At 35.3% G+C, this 16,209-nt stretch carries 21 protein-coding genes and 4 tRNA genes; 12 read left to right on the forward strand and 13 right to left on the reverse strand.

Annotation, left to right across the window (positions count from 1 at the left end; translation table 11 throughout):
• The 4 genes from EDC58_RS09075 (at window position 1) to EDC58_RS09090 (ending at window position 3,019) form a co-directional block, all read left to right on the forward strand.
• Complete coding sequence (locus EDC58_RS09075) at window positions 1-1,035, forward strand: branched-chain amino acid ABC transporter permease (RefSeq protein WP_211325247.1); 1,035 nt, start codon at window positions 1-3, stop codon at window positions 1,033-1,035.
• An 84-nt stretch (window positions 1,036-1,119) separates the two neighbouring features.
• Window positions 1,120-1,899 carry a thiazole synthase gene (locus tag EDC58_RS09080; protein WP_123353203.1) on the forward strand — a complete coding sequence of 260 codons (780 nt, stop codon included), beginning with the start codon at window positions 1,120-1,122 and terminating at the stop codon, window positions 1,897-1,899.
• Window positions 1,889-2,665, forward strand: a complete 777-nt coding sequence (locus tag EDC58_RS09085) for an alpha/beta hydrolase (RefSeq protein ID WP_123353204.1) — start codon at window positions 1,889-1,891, stop codon at window positions 2,663-2,665. The genes EDC58_RS09080 and EDC58_RS09085 overlap by 11 nt, the downstream gene beginning before the upstream one ends.
• Window positions 2,666-2,674: 9 nt before the next feature.
• Window positions 2,675-3,019, forward strand: a complete 345-nt coding sequence (locus EDC58_RS09090; RefSeq protein WP_123353205.1) for a YkvA family protein — start codon at window positions 2,675-2,677, stop codon at window positions 3,017-3,019.
• On the opposite strand, the gene EDC58_RS09095 is transcribed toward EDC58_RS09090, so the two are convergent.
• A complete protein-coding gene (locus EDC58_RS09095) occupies window positions 3,014-3,913 on the reverse strand; it encodes a helix-turn-helix transcriptional regulator (RefSeq protein WP_123353206.1) in 900 nt (299 codons plus the stop codon). The genes EDC58_RS09090 and EDC58_RS09095 overlap by 6 nt on opposite strands.
• Before the next feature lie 92 nt (window positions 3,914-4,005).
• On the opposite strand from EDC58_RS09095, the gene EDC58_RS09100 reads away from it, so the two are divergent.
• The 4 genes from EDC58_RS09100 (at window position 4,006) to EDC58_RS10110 (ending at window position 6,012) form a co-directional block, all read left to right on the forward strand.
• Window positions 4,006-4,554: a hypothetical protein gene (locus EDC58_RS09100; RefSeq protein ID WP_139932228.1), complete on the forward strand. Its 549-nt coding sequence runs from the start codon at window positions 4,006-4,008 to the stop codon at window positions 4,552-4,554.
• A gap of 8 nt (window positions 4,555-4,562) precedes the next feature.
• Complete coding sequence (locus EDC58_RS09105) at window positions 4,563-5,327, forward strand: hypothetical protein (RefSeq protein ID WP_123353208.1); 765 nt, start codon at window positions 4,563-4,565, stop codon at window positions 5,325-5,327.
• 5 nt (window positions 5,328-5,332) lie between these two features.
• Window positions 5,333-5,668, forward strand: coding sequence for a hypothetical protein (locus EDC58_RS09110; protein ID WP_123353209.1), 336 nt, complete (start codon window positions 5,333-5,335; stop codon window positions 5,666-5,668).
• A gap of 206 nt (window positions 5,669-5,874) precedes the next feature.
• Window positions 5,875-6,012 carry a hypothetical protein gene (locus EDC58_RS10110; RefSeq protein WP_170151141.1) on the forward strand — a complete coding sequence of 46 codons (138 nt, stop codon included), beginning with the start codon at window positions 5,875-5,877 and terminating at the stop codon, window positions 6,010-6,012.
• Window positions 6,013-6,212: 200 nt separating this feature from the next.
• On the opposite strand, the gene EDC58_RS09115 is transcribed toward EDC58_RS10110, so the two are convergent.
• From EDC58_RS09115 to EDC58_RS09160, 10 genes are all read right to left on the reverse strand, one after another.
• A tRNA-Ser gene (locus EDC58_RS09115) sits at window positions 6,213-6,302 on the reverse strand.
• Window positions 6,303-6,335: 33 nt separating this feature from the next.
• Window positions 6,336-6,424: transfer RNA gene (locus tag EDC58_RS09120), tRNA-Leu, on the reverse strand.
• A gap of 43 nt (window positions 6,425-6,467) precedes the next feature.
• Window positions 6,468-6,542 (reverse strand) — tRNA-Cys (locus tag EDC58_RS09125).
• 27 nt (window positions 6,543-6,569) lie between these two features.
• Window positions 6,570-6,646, reverse strand: a tRNA-Gly gene (locus tag EDC58_RS09130).
• Window positions 6,647-6,708: 62 nt separating this feature from the next.
• Window positions 6,709-8,286, reverse strand: a complete 1,578-nt coding sequence (gene pckA, locus EDC58_RS09135; RefSeq protein ID WP_123353210.1) for a phosphoenolpyruvate carboxykinase (ATP) — start codon at window positions 8,284-8,286, stop codon at window positions 6,709-6,711.
• A 128-nt stretch (window positions 8,287-8,414) separates the two neighbouring features.
• Window positions 8,415-8,627, reverse strand: coding sequence for a hypothetical protein (locus tag EDC58_RS09140; RefSeq protein ID WP_123353211.1), 213 nt, complete (start codon window positions 8,625-8,627; stop codon window positions 8,415-8,417).
• A gap of 10 nt (window positions 8,628-8,637) precedes the next feature.
• Complete coding sequence (locus EDC58_RS09145) at window positions 8,638-9,837, reverse strand: cytochrome d ubiquinol oxidase subunit II (protein WP_123353212.1); 1,200 nt, start codon at window positions 9,835-9,837, stop codon at window positions 8,638-8,640.
• Window positions 9,837-11,432: a cytochrome ubiquinol oxidase subunit I gene (locus tag EDC58_RS09150; protein WP_123353213.1), complete on the reverse strand. Its 1,596-nt coding sequence runs from the start codon at window positions 11,430-11,432 to the stop codon at window positions 9,837-9,839. Before EDC58_RS09150 ends, EDC58_RS09145 begins: the two co-directional genes overlap by 1 nt.
• Window position 11,433: 1 nt before the next feature.
• Window positions 11,434-11,661, reverse strand: coding sequence for a DUF4492 domain-containing protein (locus EDC58_RS09155; RefSeq protein ID WP_123353214.1), 228 nt, complete (start codon window positions 11,659-11,661; stop codon window positions 11,434-11,436).
• A gap of 203 nt (window positions 11,662-11,864) precedes the next feature.
• A complete protein-coding gene (locus EDC58_RS09160) occupies window positions 11,865-12,251 on the reverse strand; it encodes a class II SORL domain-containing protein (RefSeq protein ID WP_123353215.1) in 387 nt (128 codons plus the stop codon).
• A gap of 105 nt (window positions 12,252-12,356) precedes the next feature.
• On the opposite strand from EDC58_RS09160, the gene rnhA reads away from it, so the two are divergent.
• Genes rnhA through aroC form a run of 4 tightly spaced genes read left to right on the forward strand, consistent with a single transcriptional unit; the run spans window position 12,357 to window position 15,303 of the window.
• Window positions 12,357-12,785: a ribonuclease HI gene (rnhA, locus tag EDC58_RS09165; protein ID WP_123353216.1), complete on the forward strand. Its 429-nt coding sequence runs from the start codon at window positions 12,357-12,359 to the stop codon at window positions 12,783-12,785.
• Complete coding sequence (locus EDC58_RS09170) at window positions 12,772-13,548, forward strand: HDOD domain-containing protein (RefSeq protein WP_123353217.1); 777 nt, start codon at window positions 12,772-12,774, stop codon at window positions 13,546-13,548. Before rnhA ends, EDC58_RS09170 begins: the two co-directional genes overlap by 14 nt.
• On the forward strand, window positions 13,538-14,221 hold the full coding sequence (gene rnc / locus EDC58_RS09175) for a ribonuclease III (protein ID WP_123353218.1): 684 nt from the start codon (window positions 13,538-13,540) through the stop codon (window positions 14,219-14,221). The genes EDC58_RS09170 and rnc overlap by 11 nt, the downstream gene beginning before the upstream one ends.
• Window positions 14,222-14,229: 8 nt before the next feature.
• Entirely contained in the window at window positions 14,230-15,303 is a 1,074-nt protein-coding gene (aroC, locus tag EDC58_RS09180; protein WP_123353219.1) for a chorismate synthase, read from the forward strand.
• Here the strand turns inward: aroC and EDC58_RS09185 are convergent.
• Window positions 15,297-15,596 carry a cupin domain-containing protein gene (locus tag EDC58_RS09185; protein ID WP_123353220.1) on the reverse strand — a complete coding sequence of 100 codons (300 nt, stop codon included), beginning with the start codon at window positions 15,594-15,596 and terminating at the stop codon, window positions 15,297-15,299. The two genes, aroC and EDC58_RS09185, sit on opposite strands and share 7 nt — an antisense overlap.
• A complete protein-coding gene (locus EDC58_RS09190) occupies window positions 15,559-16,197 on the reverse strand; it encodes an MqnA/MqnD/SBP family protein (RefSeq protein ID WP_123353221.1) in 639 nt (212 codons plus the stop codon). The genes EDC58_RS09185 and EDC58_RS09190 overlap by 38 nt, the downstream gene beginning before the upstream one ends.
• Between the last annotated feature and the right edge of the window lie 12 nt (window positions 16,198-16,209).

Here is a 16,209-nt window from a genome sequence, read left to right on the forward strand (position 1 = left end):
ATGATGAGCGCAAAAAAATACTTTGCTTTAATAGCGGCTGTTACGGCTGTTTTTATAGCTTTTTTATACTTTTCACCGAAACTCTTTAACAGTTATACGTTAATTGTTCTTGGTAATATTTACATTTTTATTATTTTGGCTGTTAGTTACAACCTTATCAACGGTGTAACGGGACAATTCTCGCTCGAGCCGAACGGATTTGTCGCAATAGGTGCTTATGTTACGGCTATTTTGATGTTATCACCGGAAGTAAAAGAAGAACTCTATATGCTGGCGGAGCCGTTGCCGCTTATAAGAGACGTGTTTTTGCCTAATCCGTTTTTAACGCTTTTGATAAGCGGTATTGTTGCAGCGCTTGTGGCATTGACTTTAGCTTTTCCTGTTTTTAGGGTTAGAGGAGACTATCTTGCTATCGTAACGCTTGGATTCGGGTTTATTATCAGAATCTTTTTAATCAATAACCCTGAAATTTCAAACGGTTCTATGGGACTTGATTCAATTCCCGGGTTTGCGAGTTATTTTTGGATAGGTATTGCTTGTCTTTTGACGGTGATATTGATTTATAACGTCGTATATTCTAAGTACGGACGTGCGATGAAAGCCGTAAGAGACGACGAAGACGCGGCACTTGCCATGGGTGTTAATACATTCAAAATCAAAACTCTTGCGTTTATGACGAGTGCGTTTTTTGAGGGAGTAGGCGGAGGACTTCTTGCAAGTTCAATCGGTGCTATTAGTCCGGATCAATTTACTTTTATGCTTACGTTCCAATTATTGATTATTATCGTACTGGGCGGGCTTGGAAGTATGAGCGGTGCAATTTTGGGTACTATTTTGGTGCTCGGAGGAATGGAGCTTTTAAGACCGCTTGACGATGCGAACTGGCATTTAGGTTCTATTCACGGAATTCCTGGACTTAGAATGGTTATTTTCAGTCTATTATTGCTTTTGATTATGCTTTTTGCAAGAAGAGGACTTCTTGGAGACAAAGAGATTTGGGATTATTTCAAACTCAAAAAAAACGGTGTGAAGTAACAATACACGGCTGAAAAAAGCGTAGAAAAATTGATGAAAAAAATAGAAAAATATGATATAAAGAGTAAAAACTAAGGAGACTTAATGAGTGATATTTTAAAAATCGGAAAATACGAATTTACAAGCAGACTTATTGTAGGAAGCGGAAAATATCCTGATTTCAAAACAACACGCGACGCGACTCTTGCGAGCGGTGCGGAGATGATTACGGTAGCTGTTAGAAGAGTGAATATTTTAGACCCGAACGAAGAAAACTTAATGGACTATTTCAAAGACACCGACGTTCAAATTCTTCCGAATTCTGCCGGATGTACGACGGCGGAAGAAGCTATTACGCTTTTTAGACTTGTAAGGGAAGCTACGGGAATCGATATTATTAAACTCGAAGTTATCGGAGATACCGCAAAAACATTATATCCAGACGTACTTGAAACTCTAAAAGCTTGCGAAGTACTCGCAAAAGAAGATTTTACGGTTATGGCATACACAAACGACGATCCGATTATGGCAAAAAGACTCGAAAACGCAGGAGCTGCTGCGGTAATGCCTCTTGCTGCGCCTATCGGAAGCGGTCTTGGTGTTCAAAATAGATACAACGTAGTATTCGTAAAAGATGCCGTAAACGTACCGGTAATCGTAGATGCGGGGATTGGTACGGCAAGTGACGCGGCCGTAGCTATGGAGCTTGGGGCTGACGGAGTGCTTACGAATACGGCTATCGCTCAAGCAAAAAATCCTATTGCAATGGCAGAAGCAATGAAACACGCCGTAATTGCCGGAAGAATGGCGTATAAAGCCGGAAGAATTCCGAAAAAACCTTATGCTACGGCAAGTTCTCCTCTTGAGGGATTAATTGAATTCTAATGTTTTAGAGAAAATCTTTTTTCTCTTTTTATTTCTTCTTTTAGTTTATATCATCTCCGCTTTATATCTCTATTTGACGCAAAATTCAAAGGTTTTCCAAAGAAAATACGCAAAAGAATATACCCCGAAATACGCTAAAAAACTCTATTTTACAACAAGTGACGGGAAAAGACTTGAGGGAGCTTATCTTGAAAATAAAAAAGGTGCTCCTTTAGTATTATATTTTAGCGGAAACGCAAATAACGTTATCGAGTTTATAGATAATATTGCCGTAAATATTAAAGATTATAACTTTTTGGGCTTTAATTATCCGGGATACGCCGGAAGCGAGGGTGAGCCGTGTGAAGAGTGTATTTTAAAATACGCACTCGAAATATTCGACAAATACAAACCTCAAATATTAATAGGGCGAAGTTTAGGTACGGCAGTGGCAACTTACGTTGCTGCAAATAGAGATGTTGAAAAGCTCGTGCTTATAACTCCTTTTGATAGTATCGAGCATATTGCTCAAATAAGATATCCGATTCTTCCGATATCTTTGCTATTAAAACATAAATTTAAAGAAGTGGAATGGATAAAAAACGTTAAAGCTCCCGTAAGTGTTTTGTTTGTCAAAAATGATGACATTATTCCTCAAAAATCTATCGACAACCTCCTAAAACATATTCCAAACCTAAATAAAAAAATCGAAATAGAGGGCGTAACCCACGGCCGGATATACGAATATCCGAATATTTCAAAAGTGATAGAGGAACTACTAAAATAAGGATTTGAAATGATTGATTTCGATAAAAATAAAGCCTTAGAACTTGCCAAAAATCTCTCGGATAAATTTTCCGCCGAAGAGACTAAAGAATTTATTAAAAAGTTTTCCGACCTCTCTTTTATCGATGATTTGAAACTGCTTTTTGGGATGATTACGGACAAAGAATATAGCATCGATAAAAAAACATATCTTATAATCGCAGGAGCGATAGCATATGTCGTTTTGCCAACAGACATAATCCCCGATTTTATCCCCGGAGTAGGGTTTGTGGATGATGCTTTTGTTATCGGAATGGTAGTAAAACAACTAAAAGATGAAATTGAGAGTTATAAGAGGTTTAAAGAAAATTTATAATTTCATAAACTTTTCAATATATTGAATTATATAATTATCTACTTCTTTTTTTAACCATTTAGGACTTACTACTGCAAGATGTGGTATCCACATGAGAAGTTTATGAATTATTTCGTTTTTGTCGGTAATTTCAAGATAGATTGTAGAAGTTTCGTCACTGTTTTTGATAATTTTTTGAGTTTTTGATATCGGAATTCTTTGGAGATATTTAGTTGCAAATTCATCTGCAATTAGTTCCACTAAAAATGGTGTACCTTTAGGCTTAAACCAAATATTAACAGCTTTATCAACATCTTTTAAAATGTTTTCTTTTATATCAAAAGTGTGATTAGTTACCTGAAGCTCATGAATGCTTTTAATATGATATGTTCTGTATTCGTTTTTGTGATTTAATGCATTTACGTACCAATATCCGTCGAAATTTGAAATTTTAATAGGTTTTATTTCCATATTTATTAGTCTTTTATTCATTTTGTATTTCATTTTAATTATTTTTTTTTGTTTTATTGCTGTTTCTATTTTTTTTAAAATTTGAGGGTCTATTTTTTCTATATCAAATTTTGAATAAAAGACGTTTTCTTTACTTATAAGTTTTAACTTTGTAAGTAAGGGAGAGATTTTTTCTTCAATATCGGCATTTTTAGCAATTGATAAGATTGCCTCGAAAATAGTCTCTTTTTCATTATCAATAATTGTGTCAAGATAGTATTTTTTGCCTTTTTTTTGGATATTAAATCCCGCTTCTCTTAGATAATTTATATATCTTTGAGCCGTTCTTTTTGAAACACCGTATATTTTTTCAATATCTGATGTGCTTAGATTTTCACCTTGATAAAATTTATTAATCAATTGAAGCAAAATAGAAAGAGTTTTTGTATATTCTTTTGCTTTCATAAATAAGCCTTTTTTATTATTTTATCAAAAACGACACAATCTGAACATTTTGTTTTTTATAATTAACAAAATTAAACAAAAGGGTTTAAATGTTGAAAATAAAAGATAGGATATCGTTATGTAAAAAGTTAGGTTATACTAATTTAACTGCGTGTTTGGAAAAAATTGAATATTTGGAACAAAATGGGATAGAAGAGTTTTTAAAAAAAGATTTTCCTTATGACTTTGTGCTTGGTAATGAAGTCTTTTTAAAAAAGGTTATTGAAATTTGTGGTGATGAAAAAGATTTAAAATTTTTTGAAAAGTTGAGAGAAAAAATGAGTAAAAAACCGGGAAGTTTATTTGTTAATACGAAATTCAAAAAAATCTCACAGCCGATTTTTTCGTTAGCTGCAATGCAAGGGTTATTAAATATTTCTATTGATAGAAAAAATTTTGAAGATAAAAGCCAAGAACTTGAATATGTTAAGTTTTATGTAAATAGGCATTATTTGGAAAATAACGGTAAGTTGAAGCTGTGGGGGAAAATTCAAGGTTATATTTATAAAAGTGATAGTTTTGATAAATATATCGTTTTTGATGTCGATGGTAATATAATAGATGAATTAGAAAACTTTAATCCAAAAAAAATTTTTAAATAGGAGGAAGAATGAAAAATCAATATTTCGGAGATATTCATGATTTTAAAAAATATACGTTGTTAAATTGGTTTATGAAAGGATGTAATGATAAGTTAATGGTTGCTTGGTATCTAACTAATGATGACGATTCATCTGACGGAGGAAAGAAAAAGTATCTTGAGGAAAAGATTGATAAAGAAAATAAAGAATTTGAAAAAAACAAACATATAGGAATTTGTAATAGGGAGCTGTTTGAATTTTTAGTGAAAAATCATCAGAAAAAAAATATTGGGGTAATTATGGAAAAAACGAATAAGAAATATATTTGTGAAAATGGAAATATTTCGTTTTTTGATAAAAAATTAGATGATATGGATAGAAAGGAATGGTTTAATGAATTAAAACAAGAATTAAACAAAACACAATGCGATATAGTTTTTACGGATCCTGATAACGGTATAAAATTTAATAATGAAGAATCAAAAAAACATATAAAACTGTCTGAAATTAAAGAATTATGGAAAATGGGAAAATCTTTAATTGTTTATCAACATTTTTTAATGGTGGATCATCAAGTATTAATGGCGGGTTTGATTTATAGATTATATAATGAATTAAAAGCTATTAATAAACCTTTCGTGGCAATTGTATATTCCTCTAACGTAGCAATGATTTTTATTTTGCAGCAAAAACATAAAAAACAGTTTGAGAGTCTAAAAAAACAGCTTGAAAAATGTAAAGATTTGAAGTTTTTAGATATTTTTTCTTTTAACAGTGAAAATATTAAAATATAGTTGGCATGAAAAAGCATAGAGTCGGTGAGATATGTTTTTATGTAGAGATTGATAATATTATTACAAAAGCTATGGTGAATTTTCTAAAATATATGGAAAAAAACGATAGTTACGGTTTTTTATTCTATAGGATTTTAGATAGTAAAAAACTAAGATTTTATGGAAAGTTTGAAGAAATCAACGAATTATTAGACAAAAGCAAGTTTTATTTTTTCTTTTTAAATGATACTGAAGAGAGTTATTTTAATAAAATTTATTCTGATATTGAAAGTTTTGAAAATTATATTATGGGCTTTCATAAAATAGATAATGAAACATATGTGTTTGAAATAATCGATTAATTTTTATATTAAGGAACTTATAAGAGAACAATTAAAAAAATATCCAACCTAAAATACTTTCTATAAAAAGAGCAGATAGTGATGCAAATATTATAAATTTTATTTAGATTTATAAAAAATTCTCTATCAAAAAGCAAAAAAATATTTTATTATCTATTTTTTATTCGGATAGTAATGAATTTAATAGTGATAAAATAATCGCAGTTATGGGTAGGGCAAGCAATCCGAAAAATAAACTTCCTACAAGCGCTACACTAAAAGACGAGGATGTAGGAAGTGTAATCAAAAGAATTACAAAAAAACTTAACAAATATCCTAAAAATATATTATCCATAAATGTTTGAAGTATTTTTTTCATATGATAAGTATATCATTATTTGAAGTAAAAACGGATTGATGTTTTGTAGGCAAATTAGTCGGGCGATTTAAAAACGAGTTTTAAAAAAAGTTTTACAAAACAACGAACATTTTTGGGGGTAATAGTGGGGGTATGATTAACTATCTTTGTGAATTAGCGAAATTTAGGGATTTTTGAGACATTGAATGGCGGAGAGGGTGGGATTCGAACCCACGGTACGGTTGCCCGTACAACGGCTTTCAAGGCCGCCGCCTTCAACCACTCGGCCACCTCTCCACAAAAAATTGATAACTCAGATATAAGTTGCAGTGGTGCCCGGGGCCGGACTCGAACCGGCACGGGAAAAACTCCCGAGGGATTTTAAGTCCCTTGCGTCTACCAAATTCCGCCACCCGGGCATGGAAGTGAAAGTATATCAAAACATACTTAAAAATAACTTAATGGAGGCGCCACCCGGATTCGAACCGGGGATCAGGGCTTTGCAGGCCCCTGCCTTAGCCACTTGGCTATGGCGCCGATGTAAATTCAAAGCTTTGAATTTACTGGAGCGGGCTACGGGACTCGAACCCGCGACCTCCACCTTGGCAAGGTGGCGCTCTAGCCAACTGAGCTAAGCCCGCATTGTTATTGGACTGAAATTATATAAAAAAAAAGAAAAAAAAGCAATATTCCTAAGATTAAATTATAACTTAGGACCAGCTTTTTCGTATTCTTTTCCTTCAGGTACGTCTTCGTATCTTTTGAAGTTTTCGATAAACATTTCAGCAAGTTTTTTTAGTTGTTTGTCGTATGCTTCTTTGTCTTCCCAAGTGTTTCTTGGGTTTAGAACTTGTGTATTTACTCCAGGAAGTTCTTTCGGAATTGCTAAATTAAATACCGGAAGAGTTTCGAATTCTGCATTGTTAATGCTTCCGTCTAGAATAGCATTGATACACGCTCTTGTGTCTTTTATACTCATTCTATGACCCACACCGTAAGGTCCGCCTGTCCAACCAGTGTTTACAAGATAAACGTTTACGTTGTGTTCGTCGATTTTTTCACCGAGTAGTTTTGCGTAAACTGTCGGATGAAGTGGTAAAAACGGCTCACCGAAGCATGCACTGAAAGTCGCTACCGGTTCAGTAATTCCTCTCTCAGTTCCGGCTACTTTTGCAGTATATCCGCTTAGGAAGTAGTACATTGCTTGTTCTTTTGTGAGTTTTGAAACCGGTGGAAGTACTCCGAATGCGTCTGCTGTTAGGAATATGATATTTTTAGGATGTCCGCCTTGAAGAGTACATTCGTGATTTTCAATATGTTCAATAGGATATGAAACTCTTGTGTTTTCCGTTTTGCTTCCGTCTGTGTAATCCACTTCTCCGTTTTCTTTAATTACAACGTTTTCAAGTAATGCGCCTCTTTTGATTGCGTTGTAAATTTCAGGTTCGCTTTCTTTATCAAGATTAATTACTTTTGCGTAACATCCGCCCTCGAAGTTAAATACGCCTTTATCGTCCCAACCGTGTTCGTCATCACCTATAAGTTTTCTTTTAGGGTCGGTAGATAAAGTAGTTTTACCTGTTCCTGAAAGACCGAAGAATAGGGCAACATCACCTTCTTCACCTACGTTTGCAGAGCAGTGCATTGATAGTTTACCTTCAAGTGGCAGCCAGTAGTTCATCATAGTAAATATACCTTTTTTCATTTCGCCGCCGTACATTGTACCGCTCATTACCGCTAAATTTTCTTCGATGTTAAATGCAACGAAAATATCACTATTTAGATTTTCTTCTTTCCAGTTAGGATATCTTGCAGGTCCTGCTACTAAGAAAGTGAAGTCAGGTTTAAAGTTTTTAAGCTCTTCTTCCGTAGGTAAAATAAACATATTCATAACGAAATGCGCTTGCCATGCGATAGGAGTTACGAATCTGATAGCACGTCTGCTCTCTTTGCTCGCTCCTACAAAAACGTCAACTACATATAATTCGTCATATTTTGAAAGTTCTTCTTTTGTGAAAGCTTCTAATTTTTTGAAAGTTTCCGGAGAGATTGGTTGATTGATATTACCCCATGCAATGAAGTTTTCGCTTGGCGGTTGTTTTACGAAGTATTTGTCTTTAGGACTTCTTCCTGTGAATTCACCCGTATCTACAGCTGTCGCACCGCTTGCCGTTTCTACTACCTCGCCTCTTTTTAAGGCATCTGAGATTATTTTATCATAGCTTGGATTATGAATGATATTTTTTGCCTTAATCCCAATCTTGTCAAGTTCTTTTATCATAAATTTCTCCTAATAAATAAGTGTGGTTGTATGGAGTGTAATTATAACAAATTTTGCTTAATTGAAGTTGAATTTGGAGAAGTTTAAGGAAAAAAATTATTAATTAAGAAAAAAAGAAAAAGGGGAGATTAAACGTCAGGTTCTACACCTGATTTTCTTAATGTCCACTCTACGAATTTGTAGCTTACGATAATAAGAATCGGCCACATAAAGAATAGAATAACACCCCAAGTTGTATCGATTTTATGTACCTCAGGGTTAATTCCGTTTGGCATTAGCTTTTCCGAAGCGAAAAGGAATCCGCTGAAAAATACCATTAAAAGTGCTATTAATTTTTTCATTCCACGCTCCTTAATACGCATGAGATTCTGGGTCTTGGATTTCTTCTCTTGTAATAGGACCTTGTTTTTTCATTTGATACCATACCCAGATAATGTATCCAAGAACGAATGGTACCGCAACTGATACCCAAGCCATTACTTCAAGAGTATATTTAGAACCAGAACTGTTTTGAATTGTTAAGCTGCTTTGTAAATCAGCATAACTTGGATAGAAAGGTGTTCCAAAAAGTCCTGCGATAACGAATACGATGATACCGATTAATACGATACCAAGTCCGCTAAACCAGATACCTTTGTTTGAACCTTTGAACGCTGTAACAAAAACTCCCCATACGAATAGTACAAGACCTGCTAAGAATAAGATTAGAGGAATTGCACCGAATGATAATAGGTTGTGTAAATATTTACCTGGTTCAAGGTAAACTTTTCCAGTTGGGTCATGAATGTCGTATGCATAACCTTTTAAAGTTAAAAGACCGTAAAGTACAACAAGTAATGCAACTAATAGAATTACGAAACATCTTTTAACAACACCTCTTAATCTTTCGATTAGTTCAGGGAATTCGTTGTTATCGATGTCGTTGATTAGCCATAACGCACCAAGAATTCTTGCCGCTGCGAATACTAATACACCCATTGCAAGGTTGAACCATGCACCGTGTTTGAAGTCGATAGCAGCTTCAAGACCTCTTAAGTTGAAACCGTCTTTTGCTGTACCCCATTCAAGTACTCTTGTAACAGGATCGTATGTAAAGTTAGAACCTGTAAAGAATGTACCAACTGCCGCACCGATTAATACCATACCTACAACACCGTTGAAGTAAAGGAAGAATTTGTATGCACCTTTACCGATAAGGTTGTTAGGTTTATTCATATATTCATAAGATACCGCTTGAAGTACGAATGCGAAAAGAATCAACATCCATACCCAATATGCTCCACCGAATGATACTGAGTAAAATAGTGGGAATGCTGCGTATAACGCACCACCGAAAAGTACTAATGTTGTAAATGTCAACTCCCATTTTCTACCAAGAGAGTTAAGAATCGCTCTTTCTTCCATTTCTGTTTTAGAAGTATGGAATAGAGTTTGTCCACCTTGTACGAATGTCATAAGGAGGAAAAGACCTCCAAGTACTGCAACAATAATCCAGAAATATACTTGTAAATAAAAGTGTGTTGCGTCCACTGTTATTGGTGCCCAAGTCATCAGTGCGCTCCTTTTGGTCCGTTTTTAACGACCGTAAATAGGATTTTAAGTTCAGCAATACCAAGAATTACGAACGCTGTTAAGAACATAAAGAATGTTGCTTGAACGTTTTGTAATGCGATTGGTGTTACTGATTCCGCTGTTGGAAGTACTCCGAATACTGTCCAAGGTTGTCTTCCGATTTCAGCTGTCATCCAACCGAAACTTGTTGCAATCCATGGAAGCGGTACAGAGATAACAGCAAGTTTTTGAACAAGTCTGTTTTCAACAAACGTACCTTTCATAATTGATACGTAAGCTAAGATGAATAGTAAAATGAACCAGAATCCAAGTGCAACCATGATATGGAACGCATAGAATACTGGAGGTACCGGTGGATAAATTAGATTTGGATCAATATTTGGATTAGCAAAATATCCGTAACCGATTAAGTCAGCTTTTGTAAGTTTGATACCAGTTTTTGGGTCTTCCCAAATAACTTTGTAAAAGTCTGCTTTTGCAGCTTCCATTGCTGCTGTATCACCAGCTTTTTTAGCTTCATGATATTTTAATAAGTCGTTTTTAGCTTCTTTACCAACTGCTGCAAGTTTGCTTAGAGGCCAAATACCGTATTCAGAATTACCGTTAACTAAGTCTCTTAGACCAGGAACGAATGCGTTCGGATCTCTTTTTCCAAGTAGAGATAACATTTTTGGAAGTTCGATTTTAAATACGAAACCTTCGTCATTACTTGTAACTTCAGTAGCTTTTAGATTTTTAGGAATACCGAATGCTACGATCGGTGCTCCTCTTTCACCTACGTAAAGACCTTCTGCAGAAGCGATTTTTGTAGGTTGAGTATTTGCAACTTCATAAGCATGCTCGTCACCGATTACCGCTACGAAAATTGAAGAAATAAGTCCAAATGCTGCTGCAACTGTTGCTGATTTTTTAGCGAATTCTACGTGTTTACCTTTTAGTAGGTAAAGGCTTGAAATACCAAGTACGAAGATTGATGCAAGAGTATATCCCGCACTTACAACGTGTAAGAATTTAACTTGTGCTACCGGTTGCGTAATTAGCGCCCAGAAGTTTGTCATTTCAAGTCTTGAAGTGTCGATATTGAAGAAACCGAATTCATTACTTGGATGTTGCATAAATCCGTTTGCAATCAAAATCCAAAGTGCTGATAGGTTTGAACCGATTGCAAGTAGCCAAGTAGATGCTAAGTGAACACCTTTGCTAACTCTTTTCCATCCGAAGAATGAAATTGCTGCGAATGTTGCTTCCATAAAGAATGCAACGATACCTTCAACTGCAAGTGGTGCACCGAATAAGTCACCAACAACCCATGAGTAAGTTGACCAGTTAGTACCGAACTCGAACTCGTGAATAATACCAGTTGATAATCCAAGAGCGAAGTTGATACCGAAAATTAATTGCCAGAACTGAGTAATTTCTTTCCACTCTTGCTTACCGGTTTTTACATAGATAGTTTCGAAAAACGCTACGATGAAAGACATACCTAATGTAAACGGTACGAAAAAGAAGTGGAACAGTGCTGTCATTGCGAACTGAGCTCTCGCCCACTCAAGCATGGTTAAATCTACATGCATGCTATTCCTCCTTTTTTGTTGTGGTTGTAATTTTTGTCAGTTGTTGTATATACAGCTCTTGTTGAGCCGCTTTGCTTTGAATCTTCGAACTTAAAGTCGGAAAGAAAAAAGCTTTGATAACGACAAAAATTACAACCAATTTGATAATAATAATTACCCAAAGCTTTCGCCCAAGGTCCGACAGGTTTTTAAACCCGTCTATGTAAAAGAACAAAATTCGTTTAAACATAGAGCCCTCCTTCGAGGCTACCAAAAATTATATATCAATTTATTTTGGTAGTCAATAATAATTAATGGAAAATTAATTGATTTTGACGTTTAATTCACAATTGAATATTCATTTAGTTTTATATTTGACATAAATTTTACAAAAATTAAAAAACATTGATTTTTAGGGGAATTTGAAAAATAAAGAAAGAGAAGGAGAAAAAATTATTCGCTAACTTCCACAACTTTTTCTTCGCTCTCCCATAGACCGTGTTTAGTACAATAAGCCATTGCAGTAAGTTTAAGTTTTGATTTTTTAGGAATGATGTAAAAATCAACTTCAACTTGGCTTTTTTCGTTTCCGAGCGTACCAGGTGTGAAAGTAGCTTGACCAAGTAGCGTATCTCCGTCCCAAAGTTGAACGTATGCGATGTAATGGTCGAAATCGTCAGGGTGAGAGTATTCGTTACCAACTTTTACTTTTACTTTGAATTTTTCACCTTTTTTTGCAGTGTCTTCACAAATCACAAATGGTGAATGTCTGTCGATGTAATCTTTTTTTGCTTCTCTATCGATTTGAGAGATGTCTTCATATCTGTTGATTTTTGGCATATTTGCCTCCTTTTGATAAAATTTGTAATTAATTATAACACAAAAAAATAAAAAAGACAAAATTTATCTTTTATTTTTGGATAAAAATTATAAAAAAGGTAACAATTGAAAAAAGTCGAAATTTTTACCGACGGCAGTTCCCTTGGAAATCCGGGGCCCGGTGGTTGGTGCGCGATTCTTAGACATAAAGGCGTTGAGAAGACATTGAGCGGAGGAGAAAAGGAGACTACGAATAACAGAATGGAGTTAAAAGCTGTCATTGAGGGTCTGAGGGCTTTAAAATTTCCTTGCGAAGTCGATTTGTATAGTGATTCGACTTATGTGGTTAAAGGCATAAACGAATGGCTTGAAAATTGGGTGAAAAAAGATTTCAAAAAAGTAAAAAATCCCGATTTATGGCGTGAGTTTTTGGAAGTTAGCAAACCGCATAAGCTTAACGTTTTTTGGGTAAAAGCCCATAACGGACACAGAGAAAACGAAATTTGTGATAAAATAGCAAAAGAGGAAGCAAGGAGATTCAGTGTTAATAAGTAAAAGCGACATAATCAAATATCTAAAAGAGATTCCCCCGGTACCTGAAAGCGTCAAAGCGTGTCTTGATTATTTGAAACAAGGAGAGCTTAAAAAAGCGGCGCTTGAGGCGGATAAAGATATCGTTTTGAAAAAACAGATAGAATCGATAGTAAACTCGGCGGCTTTTTCACTTCCAAACAAAGTCGAAGATACGGTACAGCTTTTTTCTATGATCGGACTTGAAATGGCAAAAAGCCTCGTTTATTCATATTTGGTAAAATTACTCTCTCCGAAAGAATGGAAGATTTTTGATATTAATTTTGCCGATTTTCAGGCGGCTTTTATGAAAATGTACGAAGAAAATATGATTTTGGAATTCGGTGAAGATGTTTATAAAAAATATGCCGAAATAGGCGCTATAGTACCTGCTGCGGTTTGTGTTTGCGATTCGCTTTTGGGGGATAAAAAAGAAGATTTGGAGCTTATATTGGACGCCGCTCCTTTAGAATACGGCACTTTGCTAAAAAGAATGACCGGAGCGTCGCTTTTCGGACTTGCGGCTAAAATAGCCGAAATTTGGGGACTTGAAAAAGAAAAAACCGAAAGCTTGAAAAAAGCGGAGTGTGATGTTTGCGATAATGAAATCGCAGCGCTGATACATTTTATATTTTTCTATCTTAGCAGCAAAAAGCAGTTTTTGGATTTGAATTCTTTAATAGAATTTAAACCCGAATCGATAGAAAAAATACCAAAAACTTACGAAAGGATAATAAATGGTAGCTGAGGAACTGCAAAAGAGCTTGGGGTATCAGTTTAAAGATGAAAAATTGATAACCGAGGCTCTCACTCATAGAAGTTATACGAAAGATTTTAACAACGAAAGGCTCGAATATTTGGGAGATGCCGTACTTGATTTGATAGTCGGAGAGTATTTGTATCATCTTTTTCCGGATGCTGAGGAGGGAATGCTCTCAAAACTTAGAGCCGCTCTTGTTAATGAGGACTCTTTTGACAAACTCGCAAAAAAGCTTGATTTGGGAAAATATCTCTTTTTATCTCCTGCGGAAGAAAATAACAGAGGTCGCGAAAAACCCTCTATTCTCTCAAGTGCTTTTGAGGCGTTAATAGGCGCTATTTATCTTGAAGCGGGATTTGATAAGGCAAAAGAGATTGCATTAAGACTTATAAAAGAGGTGTTTCCTAAAATTACTCCCGAAGAGCTTTTAAAAGATTACAAAACGAATCTTCAAGAGATTACCCAAGCTCATTTCGGCGTCGTTCCGGAATATAGGCTAATAAGCGCAACGGGGCCCGATCATAGAAAAGAGTTTGAAATAGGTGTTTTTATCAACGATAAAGAGTATGCAAGAGCAAAAGGTAGAAGCAAAAAAGCGGCACAGCAAGAGGGGGCTCGTTTGACTATCGAAAAATTAAAAAAAGAGCTTAATTTAAAATAGGAGAGTTGATGTTTAATAGTTTCGGTGAGATTTTTAGATTTACGACATTCGGAGAATCACACGGCAAGGCTATCGGTGTGATAATCGACGGCGTACCGGCTGGGCTTAAATTTGACGAAGAGTTTTTGGTAAGCGAGCTTGATAGAAGAAGACCCGGAAAAAATCGTTTTGCCACTCAAAGAAAAGAGAGCGATACTCCGGAAGTTTTAAGCGGTGTGTTTGAGGGGATGACAACAGGTACTCCGATTTCGATTGTTATTTTTAATAAAGACCAAAAAAGCAAGGATTATTCGAATATAAAAGATATTTTCCGTCCGGGACATGCTGATTTTACTTATTGGCATAAATACGGCATAAGAGACTATAGAGGCGGTGGCAGAAGCTCTGCGAGGGAAACCGCAGCAAGAGTTGCGGCCGGAGCTGTAGCAAAGATGATTTTAAGAGAGCTTGATATCGAAATTGAAGCCGGAGTAGTGGAAATCGGAGGGATTAGAGCTGAAAATATAGATTATGAGTATGCAAAAAACTCGCCGATTTTCGCACTTGATAGCGAAGCGGAAAAAAAATGGATAGAAGCGATAGATAAAGCAAGAGAGGAACATAACTCCCTTGGAGGAGTGGTGAAACTCAGAATAAAAAATCTCCCCGTAGGGCTTGGCGAGCCGATTTATTACAAGCTCGATAATATTTTGGCAAGTGCGATGGTTAGTATCAATGCCGTAAAAGGTATCTATATCGGAAACAGTGAGGCTCATAAACTAACAGGTCTTGAAAACAACGACGAAATAAGCAAAGATGGCTTTTTGAGTAATAATTGCGGAGGAGTTTTGGGAGGTATCAGTAACGGAGAAGATGTCGAACTTGAAGTCTTTTTCAAACCGACGCCTTCGATTTTTAAACCTCAGAAATCTGTCGATATTTACGGAAACGAAGTTGAAGTAAACCTAAAAGGCCGCCACGACCCTATCGTAGCGGTTAGAGGTAGCGTTGTGGCCGAAGCTATGGCTGCTTGTGTGGTAGCAGATATGCTGTTTTTGAATATGACGAGAAAAATGGAATATATCAAAAAGATTTATCAATAAATATGAATAGCAAGCCATACGGCCGTTTTTTTTGTTTTTAGAAGCGTATGGGGAGTATTTGCGGGAATAAAAAGATAATCTCCGGCTTTTAGTTTTTTAATCTCTCCGTTTATTTCTATTTTTGCGCATCCTTTAAGCAAAACTACGAATTCGTCTTCTTCCTGGCAGAAAGTTTGAGGTGTTTTTAGAGTGTTTGAAATTATTTTTTTTATTTCGACGTTTTTGTGTTTTAGGATAGTTTCGAAAAATTCGCTATCAAGAGGAGGCAGTTTTTCTATGTTTAGTAAGTTCATTCGCTTTTCTCCAAAATATTTTTAACGCTTTTTTTTCTCTCCAGCCGAGGTTGTAATATATGATTTTATCAAGATACTCTTTTGCTTCTTTGTAGCTTATTCCAAGAGACTCGGCATATTTTTTTAGAGTGAGATAAGGGATTTTTTGTTTTGTTTTTATGAACTCTTTAATAAGTTTTTCGTACTTTTCGTATTTTTTATTTACGCAAAATAGAGCGAATACAAAAGGTAGATTATATTTTTCATACCAAAGTTTCGCTAAATCTTGGCAGTTTTTTTCTCTAAAAGCTTTGTCGCCGATTACTACTTTTCCTTTTGTATTTAGGATTTTTGCAAGCACGTTTGAAGTGGCCGATTCGAAGTCGTCTCCGATTCCGGGGCATACGAGCACGCTTTTGACTTCTTTTTTCGCGGCTATTCCTACCGGAAAGCATTTTTGATTTTTTGCTTTGATAGATGAGATAAAAGCGGCTTCGATTTTGCCGTTTTCGAACCATTCGTTTATTTTAGCGGGATATGAACTTTTTACTTTTATCCCTTTTTTTTTCAAAAATTGATAAAATGGCAAAAGGTTTAAGTAATCAATGTGTCCGATTTTCATATAAGCCTTTTT

The sequence above is a fragment of the Caminibacter pacificus genome, from assembly GCF_003752135.1.
GTDB classification, from domain to species: Bacteria; Campylobacterota; Campylobacteria; order Campylobacterales; family Nautiliaceae; genus Caminibacter; species Caminibacter pacificus.